General features: G+C 45.5%; 18 protein-coding genes. 6 read left to right on the forward strand and 12 right to left on the reverse strand.

Translation table 11 applies throughout. The annotated features are described in order from the left end of the window. Positions 1-757 (forward strand): argininosuccinate lyase (gene argH, locus Q0Z62_RS09160; RefSeq protein ID WP_298053675.1); only part of this gene is annotated, 757 nt, incomplete at its 5' end. An 82-nt stretch (positions 758-839) separates the two neighbouring features. On the opposite strand, the gene rlmD is transcribed toward argH, so the two are convergent. From rlmD to surE, 3 genes are all read right to left on the reverse strand, one after another. Further along, positions 840-2,219 carry a 23S rRNA (uracil(1939)-C(5))-methyltransferase RlmD gene (rlmD, locus tag Q0Z62_RS09165; protein ID WP_298053678.1) on the reverse strand — a complete coding sequence of 460 codons (1,380 nt, stop codon included), beginning with the start codon at positions 2,217-2,219 and terminating at the stop codon, positions 840-842. 21 nt (positions 2,220-2,240) lie between these two features. Continuing rightward, positions 2,241-3,092, reverse strand: a complete 852-nt coding sequence (locus Q0Z62_RS09170; protein ID WP_298053681.1) for a peptidoglycan DD-metalloendopeptidase family protein — start codon at positions 3,090-3,092, stop codon at positions 2,241-2,243. A 236-nt stretch (positions 3,093-3,328) separates the two neighbouring features. Continuing rightward, positions 3,329-4,075 (reverse strand): 5'/3'-nucleotidase SurE, encoded by a 747-nt coding sequence (surE, locus tag Q0Z62_RS09175; RefSeq protein WP_298053684.1) that lies wholly within the window; start codon positions 4,073-4,075, stop codon positions 3,329-3,331. A 110-nt stretch (positions 4,076-4,185) separates the two neighbouring features. Here surE and plsY point away from each other — a divergent pair, with 110 nt between their 5' ends. After that, positions 4,186-4,812 carry a glycerol-3-phosphate 1-O-acyltransferase PlsY gene (plsY, locus tag Q0Z62_RS09180; protein ID WP_298053686.1) on the forward strand — a complete coding sequence of 209 codons (627 nt, stop codon included), beginning with the start codon at positions 4,186-4,188 and terminating at the stop codon, positions 4,810-4,812. Here the strand turns inward: plsY and tsaD are convergent, their stop codons facing one another. After that, positions 4,813-5,847, reverse strand: coding sequence for a tRNA (adenosine(37)-N6)-threonylcarbamoyltransferase complex transferase subunit TsaD (gene tsaD, locus Q0Z62_RS09185; RefSeq protein ID WP_298053690.1), 1,035 nt, complete (start codon positions 5,845-5,847; stop codon positions 4,813-4,815). 95 nt (positions 5,848-5,942) lie between these two features. Between tsaD and Q0Z62_RS09190 the strand changes: the two genes are divergently transcribed. Beyond that, positions 5,943-7,235 (forward strand): NCS2 family permease, encoded by a 1,293-nt coding sequence (locus Q0Z62_RS09190; RefSeq protein ID WP_269901894.1) that lies wholly within the window; start codon positions 5,943-5,945, stop codon positions 7,233-7,235. Positions 7,236-7,343: 108 nt separating this feature from the next. Further along, a complete protein-coding gene (trxA, locus tag Q0Z62_RS09195) occupies positions 7,344-7,712 on the forward strand; it encodes a thioredoxin (protein WP_269901893.1) in 369 nt (122 codons plus the stop codon). A gap of 90 nt (positions 7,713-7,802) precedes the next feature. Here the strand turns inward: trxA and Q0Z62_RS09200 are convergent, their stop codons facing one another. From Q0Z62_RS09200 to Q0Z62_RS09225, 6 genes are read right to left on the reverse strand one after another with little or no spacing between them, the layout of a single operon-like run. Beyond that, positions 7,803-8,420: a YigZ family protein gene (locus Q0Z62_RS09200; protein ID WP_298053696.1), complete on the reverse strand. Its 618-nt coding sequence runs from the start codon at positions 8,418-8,420 to the stop codon at positions 7,803-7,805. Positions 8,421-8,425: 5 nt separating this feature from the next. Continuing rightward, a complete protein-coding gene (locus Q0Z62_RS09205; protein WP_298053699.1) occupies positions 8,426-10,030 on the reverse strand; it encodes an ABC-F family ATPase in 1,605 nt (534 codons plus the stop codon). A 52-nt stretch (positions 10,031-10,082) separates the two neighbouring features. Beyond that, positions 10,083-11,021, reverse strand: coding sequence for an LD-carboxypeptidase (locus Q0Z62_RS09210; protein ID WP_298053729.1), 939 nt, complete (start codon positions 11,019-11,021; stop codon positions 10,083-10,085). 2 nt (positions 11,022-11,023) lie between these two features. Further along, entirely contained in the window at positions 11,024-11,560 is a 537-nt protein-coding gene (tadA, locus tag Q0Z62_RS09215; RefSeq protein ID WP_298053702.1) for a tRNA adenosine(34) deaminase TadA, read from the reverse strand. Between the two features lie 10 nt (positions 11,561-11,570). Continuing rightward, positions 11,571-12,335 (reverse strand): NAD-dependent deacylase, encoded by a 765-nt coding sequence (locus tag Q0Z62_RS09220; RefSeq protein WP_298053705.1) that lies wholly within the window; start codon positions 12,333-12,335, stop codon positions 11,571-11,573. A gap of 37 nt (positions 12,336-12,372) precedes the next feature. Next, a complete protein-coding gene (locus Q0Z62_RS09225) occupies positions 12,373-12,504 on the reverse strand; it encodes a hypothetical protein (protein WP_298053710.1) in 132 nt (43 codons plus the stop codon). On the opposite strand from Q0Z62_RS09225, the gene Q0Z62_RS10735 reads away from it, so the two are divergent. Together Q0Z62_RS10735 and Q0Z62_RS09230 are read left to right on the forward strand one after the other, a co-directional pair. Further along, a complete protein-coding gene (locus Q0Z62_RS10735; protein WP_367180574.1) occupies positions 12,449-12,676 on the forward strand; it encodes a CrcB family protein in 228 nt (75 codons plus the stop codon). The two genes, Q0Z62_RS09225 and Q0Z62_RS10735, sit on opposite strands and share 56 nt — an antisense overlap. A 12-nt stretch (positions 12,677-12,688) precedes the next feature. Then, positions 12,689-13,663 carry a bile acid:sodium symporter family protein gene (locus Q0Z62_RS09230; RefSeq protein WP_298053713.1) on the forward strand — a complete coding sequence of 325 codons (975 nt, stop codon included), beginning with the start codon at positions 12,689-12,691 and terminating at the stop codon, positions 13,661-13,663. Between the two features lie 88 nt (positions 13,664-13,751). Here the strand turns inward: Q0Z62_RS09230 and Q0Z62_RS09235 are convergent, their stop codons facing one another. Together Q0Z62_RS09235 and Q0Z62_RS09240 are read right to left on the reverse strand one after the other, a co-directional pair. Continuing rightward, a complete protein-coding gene (locus Q0Z62_RS09235) occupies positions 13,752-15,722 on the reverse strand; it encodes a choline BCCT transporter BetT (RefSeq protein WP_298053720.1) in 1,971 nt (656 codons plus the stop codon). Positions 15,723-15,857: 135 nt separating this feature from the next. Next, positions 15,858-16,416: TlpA disulfide reductase family protein (locus Q0Z62_RS09240; protein ID WP_298053725.1), on the reverse strand; the 559-nt coding region annotated here is incomplete at its 5' end.

A 16,416-nucleotide genomic window follows, 5' to 3' on the forward strand; every position in this document is an offset into this window, starting at 1 on the left:
CTTTCCTATCGATAGAGAGCAAACCGCAAAACTCTTAGGCTTTGATGAGGTATGTCGTAATTCACTCGACGCCGTTTCAGACCGCGATTTTGCCATTGAGTTTTGTGCGGCGGCGGCGCTCATCATGACTCATATCTCCCGTTTATCCGAAGAGCTCGTACTGTGGGTTAGCCCTCGCATCGGCTTTATTGAATTAGCTGACCGCTTTTGTACTGGCAGCTCAATCATGCCACAAAAGAAAAACCCGGATGTTCCAGAGCTAGCTCGTGGTAAAACAGGTCGTGTTAATGGTCATCTTATTGGCTTGTTAACACTAATGAAAGGCCAACCATTGGCCTATAACAAAGACAACCAAGAAGACAAAGAAGGGTTATTTGATGCCGCTGACACCATCCGCGACACATTAACTATTTTTGTAGACATGATTGGTGGTATCAAAGTAAATGCGGAAGCTATGCGTGCGGCTGCGCTGCAAGGCTACGCAACAGCAACCGACTTGGCCGACTACCTAGTCAAAAAAGGCTTGCCATTCCGTGATGCACACGAAACTGTTGCTTTAGCTGTACGTGAGTGCGAGCAAAAAGGCTGCGACTTAGCTGATTTATCTTTAGTGGAACTACAAGACTTCCACCCATCTATAGAGCAAGATATTTTCGAAGTACTTACTCTAGAGGGCTCTGTTGCTGCTCGTAATCATATTGGTGGCACTGCCCCAGAGCGTGTTCGTCTAGAGGCTCAGCGCATTTTGGATCTATAACAACCACATCGCTGTCCCACTAAAAAGCCCGTTTCCATCCTATCAGAAACGGGCTTTTTTATATCGTAAGTATTTCTATCTATTATTCTGCAGCGTGTGGCTCTTGTGAGTCTTGCTGCTCTAACTCTTCAAGTGCTAGCGGCCCAGTAGAGCCTGCCTCAAATACAGCAATAGACTCCACATGCCCGGTATGAGGGAACATATTAATGACCCCTGCCGCTTGTAGTTCATAACCACCTTGATGTACTAATATCCCTGCATCACGAGCCAATGTAGCTGGATTACACGACACATACACAATACGCTTTGGACGCTCATCTAATGAAAGTGCCGCATATGCCTTTGAAACAGCCAATGCCCCATCTCGGGGTGGATCAATAAGTACACGGTCAAAATACCCCAATTCACGCAACCAGCTTTCATCCACTTCAAATAAATTAAGGGTGCTGAATTTAGCGGATTCACTCATGCCATGTAAGGCGGCTGCCTCTGTGGCTCGTTGCGTTAACGTAGCGCTGCCTTCTATACCTACGACTTCTCGGGCAGTACGCCCCATTGGTAAGCTAAAGTTGCCTAAACCACAGAATAAATCAGCGACTCTATCCTCTGGTTGAATATCCAACAACCGTAATGCTCGACGAATTAGCTCTCGGTTGATGTGATGATTAACCTGAGTAAAGTCAGACGGTTTAAACGGCATCCGCAAGTCATAATCAGGAAGATCATAAAAAAGCTGATCGGCATCATTGGGATCCAATGGATGCACGGTCTCTGGACCTTTGGGCTGCAGCCACCAAGTCACCCCATATTTCGTACCGAAATCACGTAGCGTTTGGACATCTGAATCCGTTAAAGGCTCCATGTGGCGCAATGTTAATACTGTACTGTTATCGCCCACGGCCAATTCAATTTGTGGCAAGCGATCTGGTCGAGACAATGTCCCCAAGGTGTCGCGTAAAGGACGTAACAAATCAGATACGTGTTTAGGGATGACCAAACACTGATCCATATCCATCACATAGCGCCCATTACTTTCACGAAACCCAACCAACATGCCACCTTTTTTAGTGACGTATCGACAGGAAAACCGAGCCCTAAAACGATAACCAAAATACGGGCCATGCATCGCAGCCAACATTTGTTTTGGTTTGGTTTTCCCTATGTGTTGAAAGGCGTCTTCGAGTACGCGCTGTTTGATCGCCACCTGAGCTGCTGGTTGTAAATGCTGCATGATACAGCCACCACACATCTCAAAGTTAGGACAGGGCGGCTCTGTGCGCTGTGACGAAGGACGTATGACCTCAATCATTTTCGCACGATCAAAACTGGCTTTTTCGCGTGTAGTATGAGCTCGAACTAGCTCTCCAGGCAAAGCGCCATCTACAAACACCACTTTGCCGTCTCGGTGGGCCACACCACGGCCCTCTAGATCTAAGGATTCAATTTCTAATATATAGCTCATAAAACACGCAACAACAGTAAATTAACGGGAAGGCAAATAAGACATAGGGTTCACAGGTGTACCGCGTCTACGTACCTCAAAGTGTAAACGAGGAGAACTGGTATCGCTTTGACCTAGAGTGGCAATTTTCTGTCCCTTTTTAATTTCTTGGCCCGTTTTCACCAAAAGGGACTCATTATGCGCATACGCAGTAATGAACCCATTGCTGTGACCCAGTAAAATCAAATTGCCTAATCCACGTACACCATTACCCGCGTACATCACCTTGCCATTAGCGGCCGCTGTGACTGGATCGCCAATCGCACCCTCTATGTCAATCCCTTTGGTATTCGCCGTAAACCCTTGAATAACTGTACCTGATGCAGGCCAACCCCAGCTAATTACATCCGCATCACTTGCTCGGGGGCTAGACGTATCAACGGGGCTAGTTGGTGTGGTCGCCGCAGGAGGCGTAGTATCCGTCACAGGTGCTGGCTCAGTTGGCGTTGTAACAGGCTGAGTATTCACAGACCGTGGTGGAGCTACAGCTACTACGCCCCCATTGCCACCCACCGTAAGCACCTGTCCGACACGTAGCTGTGAAGGGTCCGTAATCCCATTAGCACTGGCAATGGACTGTACGGATGTGCCATGCTGCTGAGCAATTTTATACAGCGTATCACCTGGTCTGACGGTATAGCTTTGCCCAGCGCCTGATGTCGTTGCTGTGCTAGGTGTAGAGCTATTATGAATATCAGTAATAGGCGCAGGCGTATTAGTGCTACAACCCACTAACACCATAGATAAAACCAGGGGACCCGCTAACCAAGTAAAAGGACGTTGAACCATAGTAATCAAAGCAGCGGGTGACAGTGTCTTGCCGGCTAGCTGCATGTTGCTCTCCAGATGAAGTAGTTTATATTCCAATTATAGCGTAATGAAACAGAGTGCTCAGGGCTGATAAAGTAAGTACCCAGGCAATAGATTCAAACATAGATAGAAAACAGGCGGTGATGGTAAACATAGTAACCGTTAAAGCCACCGCTTTTTGCCATTTATACACATAATCTTTCAATTTTAAACGATGTCGTTTAAATATATGTAATTCTATCAATTTTTACGCATATCTATCAGCTTCCCTGAGCCCAATTTTGAATGGCTGACATTTTCTCATAATTTGTTAAGTCAAAACGTAACGGAGTAATGGAGACTTGTTGGTTTTGGATAGCGCCAAAATCGGTTTCTGGAGCTGCATCCCGTATCTTGCCTACCGGCCCGATCCAATAAATCGGCTCCCCATAAGGGGTTTGACTCTTAACCACTGGCTCAGAAGGGTGACGTTTACCTAATCGAGTCACATGCCAACCCCGTAACATTTCGTAAGGAACTGCGGGAACATTCACATTAATTAACATTCCGGATTCTAAGGGCTGCGCTATTGCCTTTTGAACCAGCTCCCGGGCTACTAGGGCCGCTGTATCTAAATGCGCCCACCCTTTTTCTGCTAATGAAAAAGCAATAGCCGGTATCCCAAATAAGTGACCTTCCATTGCCGCAGCTACCGTGCCGGAGTACAAGGTATCATCCCCTAAATTAGCACCATTATTTATACCTGAAACAATTAGGTCTGGCCTATAGTCCAGTAAGCTAGTCAACGCGATGTGTATGCAATCAGAAGGCGTCCCATTGATATAATAAAATCCATTATGCGCCTTATAGACTGATAATGGCCTCGTGACGGTTAATGAGTTAGAGGAAGCACTGCAGTTCGTTTCAGGAGCAATGACAGTTAGCTCTCCCAAACCGTGTAATGCCTCGTACAAAGCCATTAAACCCGGAGCGTTATACCCATCATCATTTGCGATTAAAATCTTCATCTCTATCTCTTCTGGTTAACAGCTAACTAATTGTACCTGTTTTATTTTGTGGAAATCCGTGGCTTCTAGTAGAATCGCCAGACAAATAACACTTTAATGATGATTTATCTATGCTTCTGATTCTTGCATTTGGACTTATTGGTTTAGCCTATGGACTCGGCTCTTTGCCTTTTGCCGTTATCGTCAGTAAGGGTATGGGCTTAGCTGACCCACGCACTTTTGGCTCAAATAATCCGGGTGCGACCAATGTCTTACGCTCTGGCAATAAAAAAGCAGCCATTCTCACATTAATAGGTGATTTATTAAAAGGGACGGTCGCCGTGTGGATTGCACAATGGCTAAGCATCAAGTATGGCTTGCCGTCCATAATAACGGCAGCATGTGCCATTGCCGTTTTTTTAGGGCATGTTTTCCCTTTTACCCTTGGATTCAAGGGCGGCAAAGGGGTTGCTACTGCTATCGGCATTTTAATCGCTATACAGCCGCTGTTAGCCTTGGCTTGTGCCTTAACTTGGATCGCAGTGGCCTACTTTACGCGTTACTCCTCTTTGTCTGCTATTATCGCCGCCCTTTTAGCTCCTGCTTATTATGCTTTAGGGGCTGGAAATTTATGGCCTATGGACAAAGCCACAGCGCTAAGCGTAGGTTTACTCAGCCTTTTATTATTATGGCGTCATCAGGCCAATATCAGTCGCTTACTACAAGGTAAAGAAAGTCGTATTGGCCAGAAAAAATAGTTAAATAGCCACAGCCTCTAGATCCCATCGAGGCTGTACCTTAAAGCTCGCATTATGATCTACCGTTTGAATACCGTGTTTAACACGCATCGCGGCAGCAAAAGCAATCATAGCGCCATTATCTGTGCATAAATCAATGGGTGGAAAGTAGACGGTCGCCCCCATTTTGCTGGCCTCTGTAACCAGATGAGTACGCAAAAGACGATTTGCCCCCACCCCACCAGCTACGACTAGACGTTTTAATCCGCTTTGCTTTAATGCCTTTAATGATTTAATTGCCAACACATCCACAATGGCGGTTTGTGTAGCAGCAGCCAAATCTGCTCGGTCTTGATCTGTGATTGTATTTTGCTCTTTTTCCATTTTACGCAATGCAGTTAACACGGCTGTTTTCAAGCCACTAAAACTAAAATCAAAATCACCGCTGTGTAACATAGGTCGTGGAAGCTGAATACGAGTCACGTCCCCTTTTTCAGCCAGTTTTGATAAGGCAGGCCCGCCAGGATATGCTAGACCTAATAGTTTTGCGCTTTTATCAAAGGCCTCGCCTGCCGCATCATCTAAGGTTTCACCCAATAGGGTGTATTGACCCACCCCATCCACCTGCATAATCTGGGTATGTCCACCTGACACCAGCAATGCCACAAAGGGAAACTCGGGAGCGGGTTCAGCTAATAAAGGGGAAAGTAAATGGCCCTCTAGGTGATGCACAGGAAGTGTAGGCAGCCCTTTAGCCCAGGCTAATGAACAAGCAAAGCTAGCCCCCACTAATAATGCCCCATTTAATCCAGGCCCTGCGGTATAGGCCACTGCATCAATATCGTCAAGACTAAGGCCTGCTTCGGTTAGAACTTGCTCCGTCAGCGGCAAGACACGCCGAATATGATCGCGCGAGGCAAGCTCAGGGACTACCCCACCATAAGCACGATGCATCGCTATTTGGCTATGTAAGCCATGCGCTAATAAACCTTGCTCGGTACAGACCACAGCAACCCCTGTTTCATCACAGGAACTTTCATATCCAAGTATTTTCATAATAGTAAATGTACAGCGCCATAGCGCGAATGCGCAAATAGTCATAAAATCATCTCGTTAATCATTTTACGACTATTTACTAAACAGGAAGCCTTATGTTTGAGCGTTTTTTCAAGCTTAACGAACATGGTACTAATGTAAAAACCGAAATCATGGCGGGGATCACTACCTTTTTGACCATGTCCTACATTATTATCGTGAACCCTAGCATCCTATCAACTACTGGCATGGACTATGGGGCTGTTTTTGTGGCAACCTGCTTAGCAGCAGTAGTCGGGACCTTGGTCATGGCCTTTGTTGCTAACTGGCCCATAGGCATGGCCCCAGGTATGGGTCTGAATGCCTTTTTTGCCTTTACAGTAGTTGCCGTCCTAGGTTATAGCTGGCAACAAGCCCTAGGAGCTGTTTTTATCTCTGGGGTTATTTTTCTTATCCTAACAGCTACAGGCATTCGCTCGTGGATTATCGAAGGGATTCCTCGGTCACTACGCGCGGCTATTGCGGCGGGTATTGGCTTATTTCTTGGCATTATCGCCATGATGAATGCAGGTATTGTGATTGCACACCCTGTGACAAAAGTCACGATCGGCGATCTCACACAGCCCGCTGCACTTTTTGCTATTCTAGGCTTTCTCATCATTACGTCCTTAGATGCTCTTAAAGTTCGAGGAGCCATCCTCATCGGTATTTTGGCTGTGACCGCTATTGCTACGATCACTGGCCATAATGAATACCAAGGCATTTTCTCCATGCCACCCAGCATCGCCCCTACTTTTATGCAGCTTGATATCATCGGTGCATTACATATGGGCCTAGCTCACGTCATCTTAGTGTTGGTGCTAGTCGAGGTTTTTGATGCAACCGGTACGATGTTAGGAGTAGCCAAACGCGCCAATCTAATCTCTGAAACGAACCCAGGTCGTTTAGGTCGTGCCTTATTTGCAGATAGCACCGCTATTGTCGCTGGCTCTATGATTGGAACTAGCAGCACCACTGCCTATGTGGAAAGTGCGTCTGGTGTGCAAGCCGGAGGCCGCACTGGCTTAACGGCCTTAACCATTGCGCTTTGCTTTTTGCTTGCGTTATTTTTCTCTCCGTTAGCCAAAATGGTGCCTGCTTACGCCACCGCACCAGCCTTGTTATACGTCGCAGGACTTATGCTGCGCGAAGTCGCGGATATTGATTGGAGTGACATGACAGAGGCCGCTCCTGCTGCATTAACGGCATTAACCATGCCTTTCACTTACTCGATTGCAAATGGTTTAGCCTTTGGGTTTATCAGCTATGTGGCCATTAAACTAACCACTGGAAAACTGCGTGACATCCATCCTGCAACGGCTATTGTGGCAGGCTTATTTATTATTAAATACGCATTTTTCCCAGACTAAGGGGTTCATTTATTTTTAAAACACGTTACACTAGTTCTAAGATGCAGTGATAACCAATCAATCTAAAGCGGCTATTGTTATAGCCGCTTTTTATATAAGGAAGACATTATGAGCACCATTGAACTCACTCAGGACACCTTCCAAGCCGCCGTCGAAGGCGACAAGCCCTTAATCATCGATTTTTGGGCTCCTTGGTGTGGCCCATGTCAGCAGTTCGGCCCTACCTACGAAGCCGTCTCAGCTAAACACGAAGACATGACTTTCGCTAAAGTCAACACCGAAGAAGAGCAAGACTTAGCCGCAGCCATGCGTATCCGCTCTATCCCCACTATCATGGTTTTCCGTGAAAAAGTGTTGCTATTCCAACATTCCGGTGCGCTCTCCGAGTCACAACTTGAGGAATTAATCACTCAGGTAAAAGCCGTTAATATGGAAGAAGTTCATGCCGAAATTGCACAAAAAAGCAAAGAAGCCTAATTCGCTCAATCCATAAAAAAAGCCCGCTATGATACGTCATTGGCGGGCTTTTTTATGGATTGCAGACAACTACATGCTGCGTTATGGTTCTTATGGTTCGATAAGTGCTTGGCTATCCGTCTGATCTAATTTAGACCAAAACCCTTGCCCACTGGTCAGGTTTGTAAACGTTTGTTCAAACGCATCCACTTCATCTAGGGGTAAGGCTAGCAGCCACTCTACCCCAGTAGCGCCAAAGTTCTCAGAAAGCATCTGTGCTTTATACTGTGCAAAACGCGAACGTACTCTATCGCTGTCACTGTACTCACACGAACATTGGATGGTTTGTAGTGCGATAATAGGGCTTTTAGGAGCCAATCGTAAGCAAGAGGCTGCTACGCCACCATAGGCCCGAATTAAGCCACCCGTTCCTAATTTAACCCCACCAAACCAGCGTATTACCAACACGACCACCCTATCGCAATCTTGACCCTCTATTGCTTGCAACATAGGGCGGCCTGCCGTACCGCCTGGCTCACCATCATCATTAAAACGGTATTCATCGCCGATTTTATAAGCCCAACAGTTATGCGTAGCCTCTGGCACACTGTGTTGCTCTAGAAAAGACATCGCCTCTGCCGCGGTATTAGCCGGCCCAGCTAACGCTAAAAACCGACTTTTCTTGATGTCTTCCTCGTGTTGAAAAAAACCGTCCAATTGATAAAGCATAATAGTTAAGATTGCTGGCTATCGCGATACGCTAAGTAATCATCATAAGAACCCACATAGTCCACTAACTTGCCATCTGGGAATACCTCGATAATACGTGAAGCCACCCCAGAAACAAACTCACGGTCATGAGAAACAAAAATCAATGTGCCAGCGTATTTCTCTAGGGCAATTTGTAAGGACTCGATGGACTCCATATCTAAGTGGTTTGTTGGTTCATCCATCATCAACACATTATTGCGCGACAACATCAAACGACCAAAACTTAACCGGTTTTTCTCTCCGCCAGACAAAACACTCACTTGCTTTTTGATGTCATCGTTAGAGAAAAGTAAACGACCTAAAACCGAACGCAATGCCTGGTCATCATCACCGGGTTGACGGTAATCCAATAACCAATCAAACAAGGTGCTATCTACTGCAAACTGATCGGATACGTCCTGTGCCATATAGCCAATATCGGCATTTTCAGCCCAAGTTACTTTACCCGAGTCAGCCGCTAAATCACCTTGTAACAAACGTAACAATGTCGTTTTACCTACCCCATTGGCTCCCACAATCGCGATACGTTCCCCGGCCTCTACCGCTAAATTCAGATTCTGAATAATAGGACGATCAAATGATTTTGTGAGTGCCTCTGTGCTGACAGCTAAACGATGCAATGGCTTGGACTGCTCAAAACGAATATAGGGGTTTTGACGAGAGGACGGTTTTACCTCTACGGTGTCCGCTTTAATACGATCAATTTGTTTGATACGTGACGTTGCCTGACGCGCCTTAGATTTATTAGCAGAAAATCGACGTACGAAATCCTGAAGCTCACCAATGCGTTCTTTGGCTTTGGCATTTGCCTGTGTTAGGCGTTCGCGCGCCTGAGCGGATGCCAACATATAATCATCGTAATTCCCCGGGTATACACGTAACTCGCCATAATCTAAGTCAGCCATGTGCGTACATACCTGATTTAAAAAGTGACGATCATGACTAATGATAATCATTGTGCTGTCATAGCTATTCAATACGTCCTCTAGCCAACGAATGGTATTAATATCCAAGTTGTTGGTTGGCTCGTCTAAGAGCAGCACGTCTGGGTTTGAAAATAGGGCTTGAGCTAATAATACCCGTAATTTCCAACCCGGAGCCATCTCACGCATGAGTATATGGTGTTGCTCTGTGGGTATTTCTAAGCCAAGCAAGAGTTCCCCGGCACGCGCTTGGGCGGTGTATCCGTCATACTCAGCAAATACACTTTCCAGTTCTGCAGCACGCATGTAGTCTTCTTCGGTGGCTTCGAGATTGGCGTAAATCTCATCACGCTCAGTCATCGCTTGCCACATTTCAGTGTGGCCCATTAACACCACATCAATCACGGTTTTGTCTTCAAAAGCGAACTGATCTTGGCGTAATTTACCTAAACGTACACCTGGATCTAAGGACACACTGCCCGAAGAAGCCTCCAGATCACCACCAATAATTTTCATTAATGTGGATTTACCTGAGCCATTGGCGCCGATTAAGCCATAACGGTTACCGCCACCAAACTTGGCGTTTACATTTTCAAATAGCGGTTTAGGACCAAATTGAATGGTCAAATTAGAAGTTGAAATCACAGCAAAGCGTCTTTAAAAAATAACAATAAATAACCAACCAAAGCCCAACGCTTTAGTGATGTTCTTCGATGACTAAATAAGCCATGTCGTCTTCGGTAGCAATACCAATTTTCTTACCGACGGGCAATGTGGCTTTAAGAGGCACATGTCCATAAGGTAAATTCAATACCACAGGTACACGAACAGTGGCTCGCAGCCAACTGATGACGGCTTGTAAATCATAGCCTCGATCATGCTCAGCCAAACTGTAGCCTGTGAATTGGCCTAATACAATCGCTTGTTGCTTTTGTAATATACCTGCTTGCCACAACTGTGCTAAATAGCGCTCAATACGATAAGGATGCTCGCCAATATCTTCGATAAATAAAATACCACCCTCTATGTGGGGGAAATAAGGTGTGCCCAACAAAGAGCAAAGCATCGCCAAATTACCGCCCCATAATATACCGCGCGCATCCACCGCATCTGAGTTTTCGGATTCAAAACTGAGCACTTCCAGTTGATCTGTCATCGCCTCATGAAATAAATCCAGAGTCAAATCATCCGGCTCAACCACACCAAAATCAAAGGCCGCACATGGTCCTGCATAGCTAATCGCACCTGTCTGAGCTAATAGTGCCAAGTTAAAAGCGGTGAAGTCGCTATGACCTACAAACCGTTTGCCACTCTCTGCTATCGCTTGCCAATTAATTGCGGGTAAGAGACGACTCAGGCCATAACCACCCCGGCTTGATAACACAATGGAGCTTGTCTGATGCACAGCACGATGAATGGCATCAAGACGCTGTTGATCTGTACCAGCAAAACGCTGAGAAACAGCGCACGCATCCTCGTCTATCTGAACCTGCCAACCCAAAGCCGACAAGTTTTTTTGCGCTAAGTGCAATTGAGACGCATTTTCTACGGCACTGGATGAAGAAATAATATAAATACTGCTTGGTTCATGGCTCGTACAGCCATGCTCAGCACAATCGTGATGGTGGTGATCCATTGTCATAAAGAAAGTCTTTTTTGTTTGGCAAGAGCTCGGCGCTCTTTGAAAAAATCACGTAATAACTGCGCGGCTTGGTCTTGGAGCAATCCGGATTGTACTTGCGTGTGATGATTTAACTGCTGATTGTGGTGCAAACACAATAAACTACCGCAAGCTCCTGTTTTTGGGTCTGGAGCTGCGTACACAATACGGGAAATTCGTGCATGGAACATCGCCCCTAAACACATCACACAAGGTTCAAGAGTCACAAATAGCTGCGCTCCTGGTAAACGATAATTCTTTACTTGAGTTGTGGCTTGGCGTAAGGCAACGAGTTCGGCGTGGAGGCTGGGGTCGTGCCCCAGAATCACTTGATTAAAGCCCTGCCCAATAAGTTGTCCTTGGGCATCTAACACTACAGCACCTACTGGCACCTCTCCGTGTTGCCAAGCTCGCTGCGCTAATTGTAGCGCTAATTGCATAGCGATGTGATCCGAGGTGGAAAAAATAGGGGCTACCTGCTCGTTAAAACTGAGCGCACTATCATGTTTTTGCATAATTTAAAAATCAGGCCTCATCATAAAAGCCCAATGCCTCTACGATCTGGGGTAATGCTTGAGCTGCTGTCATTCTGATATTGTAATCACTGACCTGATCTATAGGGGTAGGATTTGGATTAATTTGTACCACAACCGCCCCTTTTTCTTTGGCCCATTGAGGAATTAAGGCCGCAGGCTGTACCGCCCCAGAGGTACCTATGGCTAATAATAAATCACAATTTTCTGCTGAAAAAATAGCTGCGCGTAAATCAGGCTCATACAATGGCTCGCCAAACCAGACAACACCTGGCCGTACTAGATGCCCACATACTGTACATAGTGGTGGATCAATACGACGCCCAGAATCCTGTGGTTGTAAATACGTGCTCTCAAACTCATGCGGGCTCTTGCATTTAATGCAGCGAGGCGAAAAAATACTACCATGAATATGAATCACATTATAGCTACCAGCCCGCTCATGCAAATCATCCACATTTTGTGTAATTACAACTAAGGGATAGTTTTTTTGCCACTCTGCTATAGCCATATGACCTGGATTAGGCTCTACACTCAGTATCCGCGTCCGACGCCATTCATACCAACCCCATACCAAGGCCGGATCTGCTGCAAACGCCTCTGGTGTAGTCAGCTGCATCGCATCATATTGTTGCCATAACCCAGTAAGATCGTCTCTAAAAGTTGGCACACCACTTTCTGCGGACATACCTGCCCCACTAAACACCACAATACGTCGTGCTTTTTTTATGGTTTTAATTATGGATTCACTAATCATCAAGACCTCGTTATGCTATAAGTAACATCAATATCAATTAGGAGACAGATTGAGTATTAGCTGTAGGTACCTTAGCCGCCAATGGCATAGGCGCATTTTCAATGGGAGTTGCTATAGCTTGGGTACAAAGCGCAGCCCATTTACCCTCTGCTATATCTCTTTTTGTCATAACAGGCTTTTTAGGCGCTCTGACGACCTTCTCCACCTTTACTGCCGAAAGTTTCACTTTGCTACAACAAGGCAGCTATTTCTATTTTTTTACCCATTTACTACTACATGTAGTAGGTAGTTTGTTGTGTTTTAGTCTAGGTTTTATTGTTTTCAAGCTTTTTAGTTCTTAGGTTAACGTCATTATGCTCGCCAAATTTCGACTCATTTTTGATAATTTCACACTGATATTAATTAGTGTCATTATCACTGCTACCTTATTACCCGCCCAAGGTGATGCCGCCATTTTTTTTGGCTGGCTAACTCGTGCCGCGATTGCTTTATTGTTTTTTATGCATGGCGCTAAGCTATCACGCCAAGCCATTATTGCGGGCATGACACACTGGCGTTTACATCTGCTGGTCTTTAGCTTTAGCTTTATTGCTTTCCCTGTCATTGGTTGGCTATTAAAACCTGTTATGACACCCCTGCTGGGTGTACCACTAACGATTGGCATGTTGTACCTATGTGCTTTGCCCGGTACTGTGCAGTCTGCCATTGCTTTTACCTCTATTGCCAAAGGCAATATTCCGGCTGCAGTGTGTAGTGCATCTGCCTCTAGCATCATTGGCATTGTCGCTACCCCTGTTATTCTAAATATCATGTTAGATACCAATGCGGGCACTACCGGCATGGGCAAAGCTATTATGGATATTAGCTTACAACTGCTATTGCCTTTTGTGTTGGGTCACCTATCACGTCCTATTACAGCCAACTTCATTATTAAAAACTCTCGTTGGCTAAAAAATGTAGACCAAAGCTCGATTGTCTTGGTGGTTTACACTGCGTTTAGTGCATCAGTCGTCAGTGGTCTATGGCAGACCGTGCCTCCTTTATCGTTGGCTGCACTATTTGGGGTTTGTCTGGTTTTATTAGCCATCGTTCTATTTCTGACCTCCTTTTTAGCCACACGCTTTGGCTTTAATCAAGAAGACAAAATCACCATTGTGTTTTGTGCTTCTAAGAAAAGCTTAGCGACGGGTGTCCCTATGGCACAAGTTCTCTTTAGCAGCTCTATGCTCGGGCCTGTTTTATTACCCATTATGATTTTCCATCAAATTCAATTAATGGCCTGCTCTATTCTTGCCAATCAATATGCAATGAGAGCAAAAAAATCCTAATACTCCCCTGCTACGCCTAAAGAATAAATTAAAAAAGCAGCACGACCACATTAGTCGTGCTGCTTTTTAGTGCATAGCAAATAACGCGTTAACGAATCAAGTGTAAGTAATGCAAGTGACGTTCATACTGATCTAATACATCATCAATCACTTCTTGACGACTCCAACCCATCACGTCATAGTTTTGACCACCCTCTTGGAGGTGAACCTCTGCACGGAAATACTTACGCTCCGTGGTATCGTCCTCGCCCTCATCATTTTCCACAAAAGCAGGTAATGCATAAGCCTCGGGGCGAACCTTATAAACAAAGTCTAATTCACTATCGTGACCTACGTGTAAAGCGACTAACTTAGGCGTTTGCTCTATACGTGTGCTTGCACCTTGTTTATCTAATGCGGCAGCCACCTCTTCGAAGGCAGGGGTAACCACCTCATCCATAAAGCGTCGGATATGACGGCGACGGGGATACGTCATTAAATTACGGACGCGACGCTGCCAGTCTTGGGTGGTTGGGCCGCCATGACGTGGAGCCAAATGCAGTTGTGTGTGTGTATCGCGTTTCATGACGTCTTCGCGTAAAGCTCTGACAAGCCCCCACATAACAACTAGCAACACAGCAGCGAAAGGCAAAGCCGAAGCTAAAGTGGCAGTACTTAAGGCCTGTAAACCATCAGCCAATAATAAGGCAATGGCCATACCCCCCATACTCGCAGCCCAGAAGAAACGCTGCCAAACGGGCGTATTGTCATTTCCACCTGAGGCCAACATATCCACCACTAATGCGCCAGAGTCAGCCGATGTAACAAAGAACACCAGCACCATAATCACAGCTAAGAGACTGAGCATAGTAGAAAACGGGAAGTTTTCTAAAAACACATATAAAGCTAATGAGCTGTCTTTCATGGTGGCATCGGCAATAGCTTGTACCCCTTGATTCATGACTAGATCAATCGCACTATCACCAAAAACCGTCATCCATAAAAAGGTAAAAGCGGTTGGAAGCAAAATCACCCCTGCGATGAATTCACGAATGGTGCGACCACGTGACACACGAGCAATAAACATACCTACAAAGGGTGACCAAGATAACCACCAGCCCCAATACAGTAGGGTCCAGCCACCTAGCCAGTCTGTTTTTTCGTAGGCGTATAAATTAAAGGTCTTACCTACAATCTCGGATAAGTAACCACCTGTATTTTCTACATACGCTTTAATTAAGAATACAGTAGGCCCTAAAATCAAAACAAATAGCATTAAGGCAATCGCCAAAATAATATTAAGTTCTGATAGTCGACGAACACCGGTATCTAAACCCAGCGATACAGACAAAGAGGCCAATAAGGTAGCACCCACAATTAGTAATACCTGTACCGTTGTATTCACAGGGATATCAAATAAATGATTTAATCCACTGTTAATCTGTAACACCCCGAAACCCAATGAGGTCGCCACACCTAAAACCGTACTGACTACTGCGAAAATATCTACCGCATGCCCTATAGGCCCATAAATACGATCACCAATCAGTGGAAACAGGGCTGATCGTAACGTAAGCGGCAAATGATAACGATAGGAAAAGAAAGCTAAGGCTAAGGCCACAATGCCGTAAATCGCCCATGCGTGAAAGCCCCAATGGAAAAAGGTGATGCGGATGGCTTCTCGGGCAGCCTCTGGGGTATTTGGATCACCGATAGGTGGAGCCAACGTATGCATTAATGGTTCAGCCACACCAAAAAACATCAACCCAATCCCCATCCCTGCTGAGAACAGCATAGAGAACCATGTCATCGTGCTGTAGTCAGGGGTACTGTGATCAGGCCCTAATTTAATATCGCCAAAGCGACTGAACATACAAAAAACGGTGACCATTAGAATAACGGCCACCACTAAAATATAGAACCAACCAACATCATTTACGATCCAACTTTGGACCTGGTCAAATACTTTTAAAGAGCCTTCGTGGAATACCGTCACCACAAAAGCAAGCAATAACAAAATACCGGCTGAAGTAAAAAACACCGGTTTGCTAATCGTACTTGTAGGAGAGTTTTCGCTCATAACAGACTTCATTTAAAGAATAAGGAGTACCATTCTAACAATCTGAAATGGTTTTACCACCCTAAAACGTCATGAAAAGCAAAAAGTAACAAACAGAAACATGAGCAATTAACGGTTATTTGTTGTTAATTTCTCTCATTTCAACGCCTTCAAGTGTGACTCTAAACTGGCTGCAGACAGTTCGCCCATTCTGTAGCTTTGCATTTTGCCTTGGGCGTCAATAAATAAAGTGGTGGGTAAGCCTCGGCTCTGGATAAGTCGACCAGCCTGAGCCTCGCTGTCTATCAGCACATTTTTTAACTCTAAGCCTTCGGCTTGAAGATAGCTCTGCACTAACTGAGCTGTCTCGGCTTGATTTGCAAACACAAAATGGATATCCTCATTTTGCTGTTGAGCTGCCTGCATCACGGGCATTTCACGCCTGCATGGTGGACACCAGCTAGCCCACAAATTAAGTACAACCGGCTTGCCCTTAAACTGAGTAAGCACAACTGGCTCTTGATCCAAGTTACGTAACTCTATGGCTGGGATTTGCACCTCTGCCATAGGCTTGAACCAGCTCATCACGGTTAACGACACGACAAAAACCACAGCCCCAGCGCCTACACTTAATAACAGACCCTTGGCTCTAGCTGGTTTTTTCATGCCTATAACTAAAAAAAGTAAAACGGCGATTACGGCACTAACAATCCAA

The sequence above is a fragment of the uncultured Paenalcaligenes sp. genome, from assembly GCF_947630565.1.
Lineage (GTDB): Bacteria > Pseudomonadota > Gammaproteobacteria > Burkholderiales > Burkholderiaceae_B > Paenalcaligenes > Paenalcaligenes faecalis.